13 protein-coding genes, 1 pseudogene and 1 riboswitch are annotated in these 14990 nt (G+C 67.7%); of the genes and pseudogenes, 10 read left to right on the top strand and 4 right to left on the bottom strand.

Annotation, left to right across the window (positions count from 1 at the left end; all coding sequences use genetic code 11):
• Positions 1-24 precede the first annotated feature (24 nt).
• The 3 genes from PKD06_RS06290 to PKD06_RS06280 form a co-directional block, all read right to left on the bottom strand.
• Complete coding sequence (locus PKD06_RS06290; protein WP_324378691.1) at positions 25-2355, bottom strand: TonB-dependent siderophore receptor; 2331 nt, start codon at positions 2353-2355, stop codon at positions 25-27.
• Between the two features lie 102 nt (positions 2356-2457).
• Positions 2458-2651, bottom strand: a riboswitch (cobalamin riboswitch).
• Positions 2652-3077: 426 nt separating this feature from the next.
• The gene (locus PKD06_RS06285; RefSeq protein WP_324378689.1) at positions 3078-3362 is read right to left on the bottom strand and encodes a helix-turn-helix domain-containing protein; all 285 of its coding nucleotides are present in this window, start codon (positions 3360-3362) and stop codon (positions 3078-3080) included.
• A gap of 22 nt (positions 3363-3384) precedes the next feature.
• Positions 3385-4044: a hypothetical protein gene (locus PKD06_RS06280; RefSeq protein WP_324378687.1), complete on the bottom strand. Its 660-nt coding sequence runs from the start codon at positions 4042-4044 to the stop codon at positions 3385-3387.
• Between the two features lie 400 nt (positions 4045-4444).
• Here PKD06_RS06280 and PKD06_RS06275 point away from each other — a divergent pair.
• The 10 genes and pseudogenes from PKD06_RS06275 to PKD06_RS06230 all read left to right on the top strand — a co-directional run.
• A pseudogene (locus PKD06_RS06275) lies at positions 4445-4765 on the top strand (haloacid dehalogenase-like hydrolase); the annotation flags it as partial.
• A 295-nt stretch (positions 4766-5060) separates the two neighbouring features.
• Entirely contained in the window at positions 5061-6608 is a 1548-nt protein-coding gene (locus PKD06_RS06270) for an arylsulfatase (RefSeq protein WP_324378722.1), read from the top strand.
• 142 nt (positions 6609-6750) lie between these two features.
• A complete protein-coding gene (locus tag PKD06_RS06265; protein ID WP_324378685.1) occupies positions 6751-7710 on the top strand; it encodes a formylglycine-generating enzyme family protein in 960 nt (319 codons plus the stop codon).
• Between the two features lie 14 nt (positions 7711-7724).
• Positions 7725-8711 carry a MoxR family ATPase gene (locus tag PKD06_RS06260; protein ID WP_324378683.1) on the top strand — a complete coding sequence of 329 codons (987 nt, stop codon included), beginning with the start codon at positions 7725-7727 and terminating at the stop codon, positions 8709-8711.
• Between the two features lie 9 nt (positions 8712-8720).
• Positions 8721-9719 carry a DUF58 domain-containing protein gene (locus PKD06_RS06255; protein WP_324378681.1) on the top strand — a complete coding sequence of 333 codons (999 nt, stop codon included), beginning with the start codon at positions 8721-8723 and terminating at the stop codon, positions 9717-9719.
• On the top strand, positions 9716-10201 hold the full coding sequence (locus PKD06_RS06250) for a DUF4381 domain-containing protein (protein ID WP_324378679.1): 486 nt from the start codon (positions 9716-9718) through the stop codon (positions 10199-10201). The genes PKD06_RS06255 and PKD06_RS06250 overlap by 4 nt, the downstream gene beginning before the upstream one ends.
• Before the next feature lie 2 nt (positions 10202-10203).
• On the top strand, positions 10204-11214 hold the full coding sequence (locus PKD06_RS06245; RefSeq protein WP_324378677.1) for a VWA domain-containing protein: 1011 nt from the start codon (positions 10204-10206) through the stop codon (positions 11212-11214).
• Positions 11211-12128: a VWA domain-containing protein gene (locus PKD06_RS06240; protein WP_324378675.1), complete on the top strand. Its 918-nt coding sequence runs from the start codon at positions 11211-11213 to the stop codon at positions 12126-12128. The genes PKD06_RS06245 and PKD06_RS06240 overlap by 4 nt, the downstream gene beginning before the upstream one ends.
• Positions 12125-12769, top strand: a complete 645-nt coding sequence (locus PKD06_RS06235; RefSeq protein ID WP_324378673.1) for a tetratricopeptide repeat protein — start codon at positions 12125-12127, stop codon at positions 12767-12769. The genes PKD06_RS06240 and PKD06_RS06235 overlap by 4 nt, the downstream gene beginning before the upstream one ends.
• Positions 12766-14088, top strand: a complete 1323-nt coding sequence (locus tag PKD06_RS06230; protein ID WP_324378671.1) for a hypothetical protein — start codon at positions 12766-12768, stop codon at positions 14086-14088. Before PKD06_RS06235 ends, PKD06_RS06230 begins: the two co-directional genes overlap by 4 nt.
• A gap of 133 nt (positions 14089-14221) precedes the next feature.
• On the opposite strand, the gene PKD06_RS06225 is transcribed toward PKD06_RS06230, so the two are convergent.
• A complete protein-coding gene (locus PKD06_RS06225; RefSeq protein ID WP_324378669.1) occupies positions 14222-14974 on the bottom strand; it encodes an amino acid ABC transporter ATP-binding protein in 753 nt (250 codons plus the stop codon).
• Between the last annotated feature and the right edge of the window lie 16 nt (positions 14975-14990).

Here is a 14990-nt window from a genome sequence, read left to right as displayed (position 1 = left end):
CGTACGCACCCGTCAGGCGCCCCATCAGAACGTGATCGCGCAGGCGACCTCGACCGAGCGCGGGCGGCCGAGAACCCAGGTGTTCGAGCTGCCGCGCACGGCATAGACCTCGTCCGTGAGGTTGTAGCCGCGGATGCTGAGCTTGGAATTGTCGGTCACGCGGTAGTCGAGGCTGGCATTGAGGATCGTGTAGGCGGGACGCTTGAGCGTGTTGGCGGCGTCGCTGAAGGTCGCGCCGACATATTGCACGCCGACCCGCGCTTCCCAGCGTGGCCAGAAGGCCCAGGAGACCCAGAGATTGGCGACCTCGTTCGGCACGTCCACGGGCCGATTGCCCCTGTAGGACACGACGCGGCCGGCGACCGTCTGCGAGAAGTCGTCATATTGCGCCTTGAGCAGGGCGAGGTTGCCCTCGAGGCGCAGCGTCTCCAGCAGCTTCATCGAGGCGAAAGCCTCGAACCCCGTCGAGGATTGCTGCCCCACCTGGACCGAGAGCGTCGGATTGTCCGGCAGCACCGTTTGCAGGTTGTCCTTCTGGATGTGGTAGCCCGCCAGCGTGAATTCGAGGAAATCGCCGAACAGCTTCTGCTTGACGCCGCCCTCGACCTGCTGCCCGGTCGTGAGGCGCAGGTCCTTCTGGGCCATCGAAAGCGAGATGAGGTTGCCGATCGGATCGACGCCTGTCGCGTATTGCACAAACAGCGCCGTCTCCGGGAGCGGGTTGTAGACCGCGCCGGCGCGCCAGGTCAGGGCCTCGAAATCGGTCTCGAAGCTGTTGGCCGGGTTGCGGGGATCCCTGCGCCGCATCTGGGGCGCCTCGTAGCGCAGGCCCCCGATGATGGCGAACTGGTCCGTCAGCTCGATGCGGTTCTCGGCGAAGACCGAGGCTTGGTTGGTCGTCGTCATCAAGCTCGGCAGCGTCGGGGATGCATGGATGAACGTTCCCGGATCGAAGAAATAGGGATTGACGTAGCTCGTTCCGAGATAGGGCGAATTGCTGGTGTTCTTGAAGTCGATGTGGTTGACGTCGAAGCCGATGAGGAAGGTGTTCTTCATGTCGAAGACATCGCTCTTCCAGGTGGCGTCGAAGCGGTTCCCGATCTGCTCCTGCGTATGATAGATCTCGATGTAGTCCGAGCGCCGGAGCAGCCCCGTCAGCGGCTGGTAGGCGTAGGTCTCCGTGTCCCGCCAGTGCCTGTCCGAGGTCAGGCGATAGGCGGTGTTGCGCAAGGTGATGTCCGGCGTGATGCTCCACTCGGCCTTGAGCTGAGTGATGTTGTCGCTGAAGGCGACGATATTGTCGGAGACGTTGAAGTTCGTCTTGCGCAGGTTCCTCGGCACCCGCCCGTTCACGAGCGGCGAGCCGAAATAGGCCAGAGGCTCGTTGTAGCCGTAATCGTGCGAGAGGGTGAGGGAGAAGTCCGGGTTCACCTGCCAGAGCAGCGCACCGGAAACGGCGAGGTTCCTGAACCCGCCGTTCGGCTTGAGCCAGCCGTCGGCCTGGTTGCCGCTGATGTTCAGCCGGTAGGCGACATCCTGGCTGATCGCCCCGCCGCTGTCGAGCGCGAGACGCTTCGTGCCGTCTGAGCCGTAGGCCGCCCGCATCTCGTTGACGGAGACGAAAGTCGGCTTCTTCGGCACGATGTTGATCGCGCCGCCGATGGAGCCCTCGCCGTAGAGGACGGAGGCCGGCCCGCGCAGCACCTCGATCCGGTCGACGTTCCAGGTGTCGAAGGGGAAGGTCAGCGTGCCCGAGCCGATATAGGTGCGCGTGCCGTCATAGAGGGTCATGATCGAGCCGACCCCTGAGAAGCCGCGCGAGGTATAGGCCTGGAAGCCGTTCCCGGGCGAGCCGATATTCGTGATGCCCGTGGCGTTCTGGGTGATCGCCTCCTGGATCGTGTTCTGGCCGCGCTCCTGGATCTTCTGGCCTGGAATGATCTCGACCGCGGCCGGCGTCTGGAACGGGGTGAGGCCGAGCCGGCTTCCGGTGCGGGACGGCGTTCCGAGGTTCAGGCCGGTCGGGGACGCCGTGTAGCCCCGCTCCCCGGGAGCCGGGACCGGTGCTGCGGCGGCCGCCGGAGTGGGGGAGGGCGGCGCGCTCGCGGCCGAACTTGAGGAGAGGCCGGGCGCGCCGCGGCGCGCCGGACGGGAGGCGCGTGAGGGCGCGGCCGCGCTTCGCGGCGCCTGCGCTTCAACCCGCCGTGTCTTCAGCGTCGTCCGCGGCTGTTGAACCACGACGGGGGGCAGTTCTCCCTGCTGCGCCTCGGCCGGACCGGCCGCGTGGGCGAGCAAGGCGGCGAGCGACACGGCGCCGAGCGCAGCGCCCCGGCTCGATGATTGAGGGAATATCACGATGGGCCTCGGACGAACGGTGGTACGTCACCGCGAACGAAGCCCCGGCTGCCTGAGCAGCCGGTTCGCCTACGATCGGGACACCCCGCCCGATCGTGCTCGCGCGTGACCACGGCTGACGGCAGGTCTCCTGGCTCGCGGGTCGCCGCCTCCCGCCGCCTTCCCGGGCCGAGGACCCAGTGGCATCGTGGCGAGAGGCTCACCGCTCACAGTTGCGGGGGCAGCCGCGGATTCGGGCGAGCCCTCACCGCGTTCCCATTCAATCCCCGAAGGGAACCGTCGTTTCTTACAATCCGTTAACCTTGGAAGCCGTCAATCGCCGAGGTGCCTGGATCGCAATTCGATAGGCGGGCGTTGCAAGCAAGCCACGGGGCAAGCCCAAGGCCCCCGCTGCTGTCTAGTGTGGATTGAACCGCTCCGGGATGTCCGGAGGCCCATTGGTTTTGAGGCCTACGTTGCGATCGAGCTGGCCTTGAGGTTTGGGTGAAGCGAGCCAGCGGCAGGAGATGCAGCCCCGACGCCTCCGGGATAGTCGTCTCGGTTGAGACTGCGGCTACCGCCACCCTTTGCGCCCCGTGTAGGCCCTGCCGGGCGAATTGCCGTCAAGGCTCGAATGAGGGCGCTCCCGGTTGCGATGCGTCGGAAGCCGGCGATCGCAACTGGCATCGGAGCATGATGCAGCCGGCATGCGCCGACGCTGAAATCCGCGTCGAAATCTGGCATCAGGTATATGTATCAGTCGATTGCAGCAGCCTCCGGCACCGCATGCGGGTTTCGGAGGGGAGTTCCCCGAAAAGCTCCTGGTAATGACCGGCGAAGCGTCCGAGTTCGGTGATGCCCCACAAATTTGCGATAGAGGCAATTGTGCAGGAGAGTTCGGCGTCCGAGACGAGGACGTGGCGGATCCGGTGGAGCCTCAGCTTGAGGACGTAGGAATAGGGCGTCTCGTCGAGAACCTCCTGAAAGGTGCGGTGCGGGGGCGAGGCGGCCGCGGCGATCCTCTCCACGGAGAGCGGCTGGCTCAGGCTCTCATGGATGAAGGCACGCGCGGGCGACCACGCGCTCCCGCCTGCCCGGAGCGCAGAGCCCCAGGCGCGCGCGCAACTGGCATCCGAAATGCAGCAAAAACGCATCCAGGAGCCGCTGTCCGCACAGGTTGAAATGGGAGGCGCGGACCGATGGATCCGTGTGAAGCCGCATGTATTCCCGCTGGAATTGCGTCAGCAACTCGTGCGATAGCGGCCGGGCATGGACGCCGGTCCCCAGCGCGGAAGAGTTCAGCACGATGTCGAGCTGGGCAGCGCGCTCCTCGATCCGTTCCGGCGAAACGCCCACCGTCGCATAGAGGGAACCCGGGGCATAGAGAGCGTCATGATCGTCGCCCGGCAGGAAAGCCGCGACTTCCCCCGTCTGAACTTCCCTCAGCCATTGGCGGCTGCCCGGTTTCAGATGGACGCCAAGACCGAAGGTGACCAGATCTTTCGACAATACTCCCGCGAGGGCGATGCGCCCCCCGATGCTGGCCGAGCTGAGGGCAAGGCCCTTATGGCTGGACAGGATAATGGAGCCCGTGACGGGCGCGCGCGACAGCTGGGTGGCAGTGAGACCCGCGCCCAGCACGGCATTGTGGAGGTCTTCGAGCTGAGAGATGCGACTCAGGAGCGGCGCCGTCGGCGGCGGGGTGCTCATGGGTGCCCGTGGCACCTCGGCGGAATGCCGATTGCCCATTCGACCTTGTTCCTCGACAGACGGGTATTTGTCCCAGCATGGGAAAGAAAGCGCATTTTGCCAGCAAAACCACCGGCTTCCAAGCATTCAAAATAATTCATGGGGCGATGGAATTTGGCAGGATCTGCACAGATCGACCCGGAAATCGCTCATATATTCTCCGTCGATCGTCGCGGGAGGCCGATTTGAGAAAACTGAAGGTCGTGCGGTGCCCGGTCTCGTTGCTGCTCGCGGCGATGCTTGGTGGCAGGGGCGCCTTCAGCTTGCCGCTCTGAAACCATGCCCTCGCTCGACCTCGATGTGTCGGCGGACTGCCGGGCTCACGGTCGGCGGCATCGATCCGGCGATCGGTTAGAGGGTCGGAAAGCCCGATCTGTTCAAGGAGCCGAAGGTCGAGTTCGTCAACGACGGGGCAGGCAAGCCCGTGGGCATCAACCGCTTCATCGGCCGGCGCCCGATACTGGCCTTCGGCAATTCCGACGGCGACCTGCAGATGCTGCAATATGCCGCCGCGGGCGCGGGGCCCCGGCTCGCCCTCATCCTCCACCACACGGATGCCGAGCGCGAATGGGCTTACGATCGCAACTCCAGCTTCGGCCAGCTCGACGAGGGGAGGACCAGGGGGTGGACGATCGTCGACATGAAGGCGGACTGGAAGACGGTGTTCCCCTCGAGCCGGTGATCATGCGCAAGAGCCAACCCCTCAACCGCCATTGAAGCATCGCCGAAGATCGTGCAACAATTTCCTTGCTCATGGAGGCGCTGGAGCATTTTCGCGTGAGGCGGCCCCGGCACAGGTGAAGAACCCGAGGATCGCGTCAGCGAAAATGTAACGGGATAAAAGAAGAAAGCCGCTTCCACTCGAAGCGGAACGGCTCTAGTATTCCAACTCGACGTGACGTTGTATCGCGTATTCGGCTCAGATAATAACAGGGAGACATGCTTTGAAAACGCGCAGGATTCTTGCGGCGGCGGCCCTGGCGCTATCGCTGGGCGTCTCCACCAAGGCGGTGCAGGCCCAGACGGCGCCCGCGACGAAGCCGAACATCCTCGTGATCTTCGGCGACGATATCGGCCAGACCAATGTCAGCGCCTATGGACGGGGCGTGGTCGGCTACAGGACGCCCAATATCGACCGGATCGCCAATGAAGGCATGATGTTCACCGACTATTACGCGGAGAACAGCTGCACGGCGGGCCGGGCGACCTTCATCACCGGGCAGGTCTGCCTGCGGACGGGTCTGTGCAAGGTCGGCATCCCCGGCGCGACCGTGGGGTTGCAGGACCGTGACGTGACCATCGCGGAGGCTCTCAAGCCCCTCGGCTACGCGACCGGGCAGTTCGGCAAGAACCATCTCGGCGACCGCGACGAATACCTGCCGACGAAGCACGGCTTCGACGAGTTCTTCGGCAACCTCTATCACCTCAACGCCGAGGAAGAGCCCGAAAGGCCCTATTATCCCAAGCAGGACGCCGAATTCGTCAAGCAGAATTCTCCGCGCGGCGTCATCAAGTCCTCGGCGGACGGCAAGATCGAGGATACGGGCCCGCTGACCAAGAAGCGGATGGAGACGATCGACGACGAGACGACGGGCGCGGCGATCGACTTCATGCAGCGCCAGGTGAAGGCCAAGAAGCCGTTCTTCACCTGGATGAACACCACCCGCATGCATCTCTTCACGCATGTCCGCGATTCGATGAAGGGGCGAAGCGGCATGCCGGGGAACGACTATGCCGACGGCATGCTGGAGCACGACGAGGATGTCGGCAAGCTCCTGAAGACGCTCGACGATCTCGGCGTGGCCGACAACACGATCGTCATCTACACCACCGATAACGGGCCGAACCAGTTCTCCTGGCCCGATGCCGCGACGACCCAGTTCCGCAGCGAGAAGAACACCAACTGGGAGGGCGCCTTCCGCGTGCCCGCGATCATCCGCTGGCCCGGCAAGATCAAGGCCGGGGAGGTCTCCAACGAGATGATCTCCGGCCTCGACTGGTTCCCGACTCTCCTCGCCGCCGCCGGCGACACGACGGTCAAGGAGCGCCTCCTCGGCGGCACGAGCCTCGGCAACAAGCAGGCGAAGGTGCATCTGGACGGCTACAACCAGCTTCCCTACCTGACCGGCCAGCAGCCGAAATCGGCCCGCAACGAGTTCATCTACTTCAACGACGACGGCGAGCTGGTCGCGTATCGCTACGACGATTGGAAGGTCGTGTTCTGCGAGCAGCGCCAGCCCGGGGGCTTCCAGGTCTGGGCCAATCCCTTCACCTGCCTGAGGGCTCCGAAAATCTTCAACCTGCGCATGGACCCGATGGAGCGGGCCGATTCGGTCTCCGACCAGTATTACGACTGGACCACGAAGAACGCCTATCTGTTCCAATACGGCGTCTGGAAGGTCGCTCCGTTCCTGAACACCTTCAAGGAGTATCCGCCGAGCCAGCGCCCGGCGAGCTTCAGCATCGATCAGATGGTCGCGGCCCTCATGAGTTCGCTCGACAAGGCGCCAGGGGCGGCGAAATAGCATCCTCCCCATCCCGCCGCCTCACGGGCGGCGGGATCATCTCCGTCTGACACGCCAAGGGTTCCCGCCCTGAACAGGATCGGTGCAAAATGGGCCGCGGTGGCGGCCCATCGGCGCCGAAAGGGAGCGGAGGGTTCCTGACATGGCTGGACAAGCGTTGCTCGACAGGTCCGCGGCGCAGGATGGGATGATCCGCATTCCCGGCGGGACCTTCCGCATGGGGTCGGACCATCACTATTCCGAGGAGGCGCCGAGCCATCGCGTGGAGGTGGACGGCTTCCTGATGGACGAGACGCCCGTCACCAACGCCCAGTTCCGGGCCTTCGTCCGGGCGACGGGCCACGTCACCTTCGCCGAGATCCCTCCCGATCCGAAGGACTATCCCGGCGCCTTGCCGCACATGCTGCGGGCGGGCTCGCTGGTCTTCGATCCGCCGCCCTATCCCGTGGACCTGCGGAACTGGTCGCAATGGTGGACGTTCCGGTTCGGAGCGACGTGGCGCAAGCCCTATGGCCCCGGCTCCTCGATCAAGGGGCTCGACGATCATCCCGTGGTGCATGTGGCCTATCGGGACGCCGAAGCCTATGCGGCCTGGGCGGGCAAGAGCCTGCCGACCGAGGCGGAATGGGAATTCGCCGCGCGCGGGGGCCTCGACGAGGCCGAATTCGCCTGGGGCGACGAACTGACGCCGGGCGGGCGGCACATGGCCAATACCTGGCAGGGCAATTTCCCGCACGAGAACACCGAGGCGGACGGCTATGCCCGCACCTCGCCGGTTCGGGCCTTTCCTCCGAACGGCTACGGGCTCCACGACATGATCGGCAATGTCTGGGAATGGACCTCCGACTTCTGGTCCACCCGCCACCCGGCCGATGCGCCGAAAGCCTGCTGCGTGCCGCAGAACCCGCGCGGCGGCCCGGAGGCGGACAGCTACGATCCGCGCCAGCCGGCGATCCGCATCCCGCGCAAGGTCCTCAAGGGCGGCTCGCATCTGTGCGCGCCGAACTATTGCAAGCGCTACCGGCCGGCGGCGCGCCATGCCGAGCCGATCGATACCTCGACGAGCCATGTCGGCTTCCGCTGCGTGGTCCGGGGTGCCTGATGGAAGGACAATCGATGAGCGAAGCCACGGGATCGGCGGCACGCCGGGCGATCGCCGATCTCGAGGCGCGGATCAACCGGGACATCATCGGCCAGGAGCGGGTCGTCGAGCGGCTCGTGATCGCGCTCCTCGCCAACGGCAACGTCTTGCTGGAGGGTCTGCCGGGCCTCGCCAAGACGCGGGCCATCAAGAGCCTATCGAGGAACTTGGAATCGGAGTTCAGCCGCATCCAGTTCACGCCCGACCTTCTCCCCTCGGACGTGACGGGCGGGGAGATCCTGCGCGGCGACGGGCAGTTCGAGTTCAGGAAGGGGCCGATCTTCGGCAACCTCATCCTCGCCGACGAGATCAACCGGGCTCCCGCCAAGGTGCAATCGGCGCTGCTCGAGGCCATGGAGGAGCGCCGTGTCACCGTGGCCGGCAAGAGCTACGACCTGCCGGGCCTGTTCATGGTGCTCGCGACCCAGAACCCGATCGAGCAGGAGGGAACCTATCCGCTGCCGGAGGCGCAGATGGACCGCTTCCTGATGCATGTGCGGATCGACTATCCCTCCGACGCGGACGAGGTGAAGGTGATGCGGCTCGTCCGCGGGGAGACCGGCGCGTCCTCAGGGCCGGCTTCGCCCGCGCCCGCGAAGATTGCGCAGCAGATGATCTTCGACGCGCGGCGCGAGATCGACCGGGTGTCGAGCAAGGATGTCGTCGAGACCTATATCGTCGCGCTCATCGCCGCGACGCGCCGGCCGGCCGAATTCGGCGACAAGCTGAAGACCTGGATCGCGGTGGGCGCGAGCCCGCGCGGCTCCCTCGCCCTCGACCGCTGCTCCCGCGTCCATGCGTGGCTCGCGGGGCGCGACTATGTCACGCCCGAGGATGTCCAGGCGGTGGTGCATGATTGCCTGCGCCACCGCCTGTCGCTCAGCTACGAGGCGGGAGCCGACGGGGTGAGCGCCGACGGCGTGCTGGACGAGATCGTCCGGCAGGTCGCGGTGGCCGTGTGAGGGCGGGCGATGGCGGCGATGCGCGAGCGGGCCGGCACGGGGGAGCGGAGGGCCGCGCCGTCCGCCCGCGCCTTCGTCTCGCTGGACGAATTGCTGCGGCTGAAGCATCGGGCAAAGGGGTTCAGCTTCCTGCCCCGGCAGCCGGTCCACAGCCTTCTCATCGGCCGCCACGCCTCGCGCCTGCGGGGGCGCGGCCTCAATTTCGAGGAGCTGCGGTACTATTTCGAAGGCGACGACACACGCTCGATCGACTGGCGGGCGACGGCCCGCCTCGGCTCGCCGCATGTGCGCGTCTATTCCGAGGAGCGCGACCGGCCGGTCCTTCTTCTAGTCGACCAGCGCAGCAGCATGTTCTTCGGCAGCCGGCACTGCATGAAGTCGGTTGCCGCGGCCGAGGCGGCGGCGCTCGCCGCCTGGCGCGTCACCTCGCTCGGCGACCGGATCGGCGCGGTCGTCTTCGGGGATGAGCGGATCGTCGAGATCAAGCCGCAGGGCCGCGACGCGGGCGCCATCCGCGTGCTGTCGGAGGTGGTGCGTCAGAACAGGCTTCTCGGGGCGCCCGGCGACGGCGCGCCGGGGCAGCTCGACGAGGCGCTGCGGCGCGCGGCTCGCAGCGCCACCCATGACTGGCTCGTCTGCCTGATCTCGGACGCGGCCGGCGCCGGCGAGGACACGGCGAGGCTCGTCACGCGCCTCTGCGCCCATAACGACGTCCTGTCGATCTATGTCCACGACCCGCTCGAGCACGACCTGCCGGATGTCGGGCAGGCGGTCTTCGCCTCGGGAGCCGGCCAGATCGAGGTCGATTCCTCGGCGCGGGACCTGCGCCGCCGCTTTGCGGCCGAGCATGCCGCGTGGCGGGCCGGGCTCGCCGATCTCTCCCGCCGCCGCGAGATCCCGGTCCTGCCGATCGCGACCGATCGCGATGTCGCGACGCAGCTGCGCGAACTCATCGGCAAGCGGCTCGACCGGCGCGCCGCGGCCGTCCAGGGCGGAGAGCGGCGATGAGCGGCGATCCGGGCGATCTCGCCCATCTGCGCGATCTCGCGCTGCCGGCCCCGATCTCCTTCTGGCCGCCTGCCGCGGGCACCTGGATCGTCGTTGCGGCCGGCCTCGCCGTGCTCGGAATCGTCCTGTGGCGGGCGAGGCGGCATTACCACGCCATGGCCTATCGCCGGGCCGCGATCGCGGAACTCGGCGAGATCGCCGCCGCGGGCGGCCCCGACATGGCCGGGCGCCTGTCGGCGGTGATGAAGCGCGTCGCGATGGTGGAATATGGCCGCGAGCGCGTCGCCTCCCTGACCGGCAAGGTGTGGCTCGATTTCGTGGCGGAGACCGCCTCGGGCGCCGACACGATGGCACTCCGCAGGTTCCTGGCGACGAGTTGCATCGCTCCGCGGATGCCCTCTCCGGCCGAGCGCCGTTTTCTCGCCGCGCAGGCGTCGGGCTGGGTCCGCGCTCATCGCGTGCCGGCCGCCGGGGAGGCGTGACGATGCTCGCCTTCGCCTATCCCTGGATCGCATTGCTCGCCCCGCTGCCCCTGGCCGTCCGGTGGCTGCTCCCGGCCTATCCGAGCCGGCGCACCGGCCTGCGGGTGCCCTTCTTCGACCGCCTCGTCGCTTTGAGCGGCGAGACGCCGCGCCACGGAGGCGTGGTCGCCCCCCGCCAGCGTCTTCCCCTGGCCGTGCTCGTCCTGTGCTGGCTCCTCGCGCTGGCGGCCCTGGCGCGGCCGCAATGGATCGAGCCGCCGCTGCACCGGGACCAGCCGACGCGGGACCTCCTGCTGCTCGTCGACCTGTCCGGCTCGATGGACACGAAGGACTTCGTCGACGCCTCGGGCAAGACGGTCGACCGGCTGAGCGCGGTCAAGCAGGTGCTGGGCGATTTCCTGTCGCGCCGCAAGGGCGACCGGGTTGGCGTCGTCGTCTTCGGGGACGCGCCCTTCGCGCTCGTGCCCTTCACCACCGATCTCGACCTCGCGCGCGCGATGCTGCAGGACATTGTCGTCGGCATGGCCGGGCCGCGCACCGCCTTCGGCGATGCCATCGGCCTCGGCCTCGGCCTGTTCGACAAGAGCACGGTGAAGGCCAAGACCATCATCGCCCTGACCGACGGCAACGACACGGCGAGCAAGGTTCCTCCCGCCGAAGCCGCCGGCATTGCCAAGGATCGCGGCATCGTCATCCACACGGTCGCGGTCGGGGACCCGACGGCGGCGGGCGAGGATAAGCTCGACGAGGAGGCGCTGAAGCAGGTCGCGCAGGCGACGGGCGGCGGGTTCTACCGGGCGCTCGACCGGGAGCAGCTCGAAGGCATCTACCGGCGGCTGGACGAGATCGAGACGCGCAAGATCGACACCGTGACCTTCCGGCCCAAGCGGGACGTCTACTGGGTCCCGCTCGCGGCCGTCCTCACGCTCTCTCTTCTGATGCGGGCCTTCCTGCTTCTGCGGCGCCGGATCCGGATGCCCTCCGGCCTCGCAGCCGCGCGGGGGGCACCATGACGGAGAGCCTGTCCGCCTTTCATTTCGAGCGCCCGCTCTGGCTGCTCGCCCTCGTCCCCGCTGTGCTGCTGACGCTGCTCGGCCACCGGATCGCCGATCCGGCCTCGCATTGGCGGCGGGTCATCGATCCCGACTTGCTGAAATACCTGCTGGTGAGCAACGGCCCGGCCGCGCGCGTGACGCCGAACCTGCTGCTGATGGCGGCCTGGGCCCTCGGCATCGTGGCGGTCGCGGGGCCCGCCTGGCAGCGCGTGCCGTCGCCCTTCGCCGATTCCAAGCCGCCGGTCGTCGTCGTCCTGAAGGTCACGCCGTCGATGATGACAGGGGATCTCGCGCCGACGCGGCTGGACCGGGCACGGCAGAAGCTCGCGGACCTGCTGGCGCTGCGGGAGGGGGCCTCGGCCGGGCTGATCGCCTATGCCGGCTCCTCGCATCTCGTCCTGCCGCCGACGCCGGACGCCAAGGTCGTCCTCGACCTCGCCAAGGCGCTCTCGCCCGCGATCATGCCGAAGGAGGGCGACGATCTCGCCGGAGCCCTGGCCATGGCCCGGCGGGTCCTCGCCGGGAACGGACACGGCGGCTCGATCCTCGTCATGGCCGATACCGTCGCAGGCGACCAGATCCCGCGGCTCGGCAAGATGTCCGGGGTCGACGTCACCCTTCTCTCGCTGCTGCCCCCCCATCTCGACACGCCGGCGCTGTCGGAAGCGGCCCGGTCGCTCGGAGCCACCCTCGTCGCAACCACCCCGGACCAGTCCGATGTCGCCGCCATCGCCCGGCGGCTCGACCGGGTCGGGCGCACGGGCGATGTGGAGGGGGAGGGACAACGCTGGCAGGAGGCGGGATATTGGCTGACGCCCCTTCTGGCGCTCCTGGCGCTGCTCTGGTTCCGCCGCGGATGGGTGCTGACGTGAGCCGCGCAAGACATCCTGCCTGGGCTCCCTTCGCGCTCGTCGCCGCGGCGGCGATTGTGGCGCTTCTTGCCGCGGGCCAGCGCGTCGGCTGGCAAAACCTGTTCCTCACCCCGGACCAGCGCGGGCGCCTCCTGCTCGAGCGCGGCAAGCCGGCGGCAGCGGCCGAGGCTTTCCGCAACCCGCTCTGGCGCGGGGCGGCCTCGTTCCGCGCCGGCGATTTCAAGGGCGCGGCCCAGGCTTTCGCCAGCCTGGACAGCGCGGAAGCGGCCTATAACCAGGGCAACGCCTTCGTCATGCTCGGCCAATATGACGACGCCGTGAAGCGCTACGACCGCGCGCTCGCCCTGCGTCCCGGCTGGCAGGATGCGGCCGTCAATCGCGAGATCGCGCGCATTCGCGGCGAGCGCAAGAAAGCCGAGGGCGGCGTCACCGACGACACCGAATCCAAGCCCGACGAGGTCGTGTTCGACAAGACGAAGAAGGGCGGGGAGGAGACCACCGTCGAGCAGGGCGGCGCTCCCATGTCCGACGAGGCGGTTCGGGCGCTCTGGCTGAAGCGGGTTCAGACGAAGCCCGCCGATTTCCTGCGGATCAGGTTCTCCCGCCAGCTCCAGGCGGGCGGTGCGGAGGCGCAGCCATGATGCGCTTCCTCTGCGTCCTCGTCCTCCTCGTCCTATCCAGCGCCGCCTGGGCGCAGAGCCCTGCGCCGCTTGTGCGGACCACGCTTCATCCCGCCGACGGCATCGTCATCGGCCAGACCGTGCGGCTCGATGTCGAGGTGCTGTTTCCCGGCGAGATGCCGAGGCCGCCGCGGGTCGCGCTGGGCGACGTGCCGGGCGCCCAGGTCATGCGGTTCGAAAGCCAGGCGACGACGATCCGCGAGACGATCGGCGGCCAGGATCATGTCGGCCAGTCCTTCGAATTCGTCGTCTTCCCGCGCCGGGGAGGAGACATCGAGGTGCCGGCCGCGAAGGTGACGCTGCTCGACCGCGCCGGAGAGCCCGTAGGCTCGGCGCAGGGCCAGCCGATGCGCTTCACCGCAACCGTGCCGCCGGGGATCGATCCGTCCGGCCCGGTCCTCGCCGCCGCCAGGGTGGAGGCCGGCGAGAGCTGGTCGCCCGATCCCGCCTCCGCGAGCTTCAAGGCCGGCGGGGCGATCACGCGCATCATCCGGCGCCGGGCGGCCGGCGTGCCCGCGCTCGGCATGGCCGAGTTCCGTTTCACCGCGCCGGACGGCGTGCGCGTCTACGTCGATCCGCCCGAGATCGACGACAAGGTCAATCGCGGCGAGGTCGAAGGCACTCGCACCGACAAGGTGACCTATGTCTTCGAGAGGCCGGGCACCTATGCCCTGCCGGGCCTGTCCCAGCCCTGGTGGGACACCGCCCGGAAGCAGGCGCGCTCCGAGCCGCTCGCCGGAGCGACGATCACGGTCGCGGCCTCCGACGCCGCGAGACGCGGGCCGGCCGCCTCGGGAGGCCGCTGGATCACGATCGCCCTGGCGGGTCTTGTCGTTCTGCTCGCGCTGTTCGCCACCCGGCCGCGCCTCGCGGCCATCCTGCATCGCCGGCGGGACCGTCGTCGCGCCTCGGCCGCCTTCGCCCGCAAGGTTCTGATGGAGACCGCGCCGGGCGGGGACGCCGCCGCGACCTGTTCGGCCCTCGGCATCTGGCTGCAACGGCTCCCGGCGGCGGCTCGGGAGGCGGTCGGGATGGACCCGCGCATCCGGGCGCTCCACGGGAAGCTGGATCGCGCGCTGTTCGGCCCGGACGGAAGCTGGTCCGCCCGCGACGGCGCTCTCCTGGCGCAATCCCTTGCGCAGCTTCCCGCATCCGTGTTCGGCGAACGGAGATCGGCAGAACCGGCGCTTCCCCCCCTCAATCCCTCCGAGCAGTTCGGCGGCAGGGGCAGCAGTGTGATGTTGGGCGGAACCACCAGCACAGATGCCAGCGTGCGATGAGTCACGCACTCCGAAGGTCGGCATACCAGGACGCGCTGATCGTGACTCCTTGCGAGTCTGCGAATCGGCTTGGTTCTCCTCGATGGCGATTCCGAAGGTCCGTCATGAGCAAGGCGTGGTGTTCACGCGTGCATCAGGTCACATTGGAGAGGAATTCACGCACCCTCGGGCTTTTCGGAGCCCCGAGCACCTCGGCCGGCATGCCGGCCTCGACGACGACGCCCCCGTCCATGAAGACGATCTTGTCGGCGACATCGCGTGCGAAGCCCATTTCGTGGGTCACGACGACCATCGTCATGCCGCCGCGCGCAAGGTCGCGCATGACTTCGAGCACCTCGCCAACCAGTTCCGGATCGAGAGCCGATGTCGGTTCGTCGAAAAGCAGCAGCTTCGGCTCCATCGCCATTGCGCGCGCGATGGCGACGCGCTGCTGCTGGCCGCCGGAAAGCTGGCTGGGATAGAAATCCGCCTTCTCCTTCAAGCCGACGCGCTCCAGGAGCGACTCGGCGAGCGAGCGTGCCTTCGCCTTGCTCATGCGGCGGACGGCGACCGGCCCCTCCATCACATTCCTGAGCGCCGTCTTGTGCGCGAACAGGTTGAAGTGCTGGAAGACCATGCCGATCTGAGCCCGACGCGAGGCGGCTTCGCGCTCGCGCAGCTCGATCAGGTTGTGCCCCTCCTGCCGATAGCCGACCAGTTCGCCGTCGACCGACAGCCAGCCGGCATCGATCGATTCGAGATGGTTGATGCAACGCAGGAAGGTCGACTTGCCGGAGCCCGACGGCCCGATCAGGCAGACGACCTGCCCCCTGGCAACCTCCAGGTCGACGCCCTTGAGGACCTGCAGCGAGCCGAAGGCCTTCGTGACGCCTTCGGCAAGAACCATCGGCTCTTCCGATTTC

Source organism: Enterovirga sp. (assembly GCF_035325185.1).
Classification (GTDB): Bacteria; Pseudomonadota; Alphaproteobacteria; order Rhizobiales; family Beijerinckiaceae; genus Enterovirga.
This window is presented reverse-complemented; position numbering and strand designations above follow the sequence as displayed.

What these genes read in the sequence shown, in the direction of transcription:
- PKD06_RS06280 (WP_324378687.1), bottom strand. Translation starts at nt 4,044, where the DNA reads ATGAGCACCCCGCCGCCGACGGCGCCGCTCCTGAGTCGCATCTCTCAG.
- PKD06_RS06265 (WP_324378685.1), top strand. Translation starts at nt 6,751, where the DNA reads ATGGCTGGACAAGCGTTGCTCGACAGGTCCGCGGCGCAGGATGGGATG.
- PKD06_RS06260 (WP_324378683.1), top strand. Translation starts at nt 7,725, where the DNA reads ATGAGCGAAGCCACGGGATCGGCGGCACGCCGGGCGATCGCCGATCTC.
- PKD06_RS06255 (WP_324378681.1), top strand. Translation starts at nt 8,721, where the DNA reads ATGGCGGCGATGCGCGAGCGGGCCGGCACGGGGGAGCGGAGGGCCGCG.
- PKD06_RS06250 (WP_324378679.1), top strand. Translation starts at nt 9,716, where the DNA reads ATGAGCGGCGATCCGGGCGATCTCGCCCATCTGCGCGATCTCGCGCTG.
- PKD06_RS06245 (WP_324378677.1), top strand. Translation starts at nt 10,204, where the DNA reads ATGCTCGCCTTCGCCTATCCCTGGATCGCATTGCTCGCCCCGCTGCCC.
- PKD06_RS06240 (WP_324378675.1), top strand. Translation starts at nt 11,211, where the DNA reads ATGACGGAGAGCCTGTCCGCCTTTCATTTCGAGCGCCCGCTCTGGCTG.
- PKD06_RS06230 (WP_324378671.1), top strand. Translation starts at nt 12,766, where the DNA reads ATGATGCGCTTCCTCTGCGTCCTCGTCCTCCTCGTCCTATCCAGCGCC.
- PKD06_RS06225 (WP_324378669.1), bottom strand. Translation starts at nt 14,974, where the DNA reads ATGGTTCTTGCCGAAGGCGTCACGAAGGCCTTCGGCTCGCTGCAGGTC.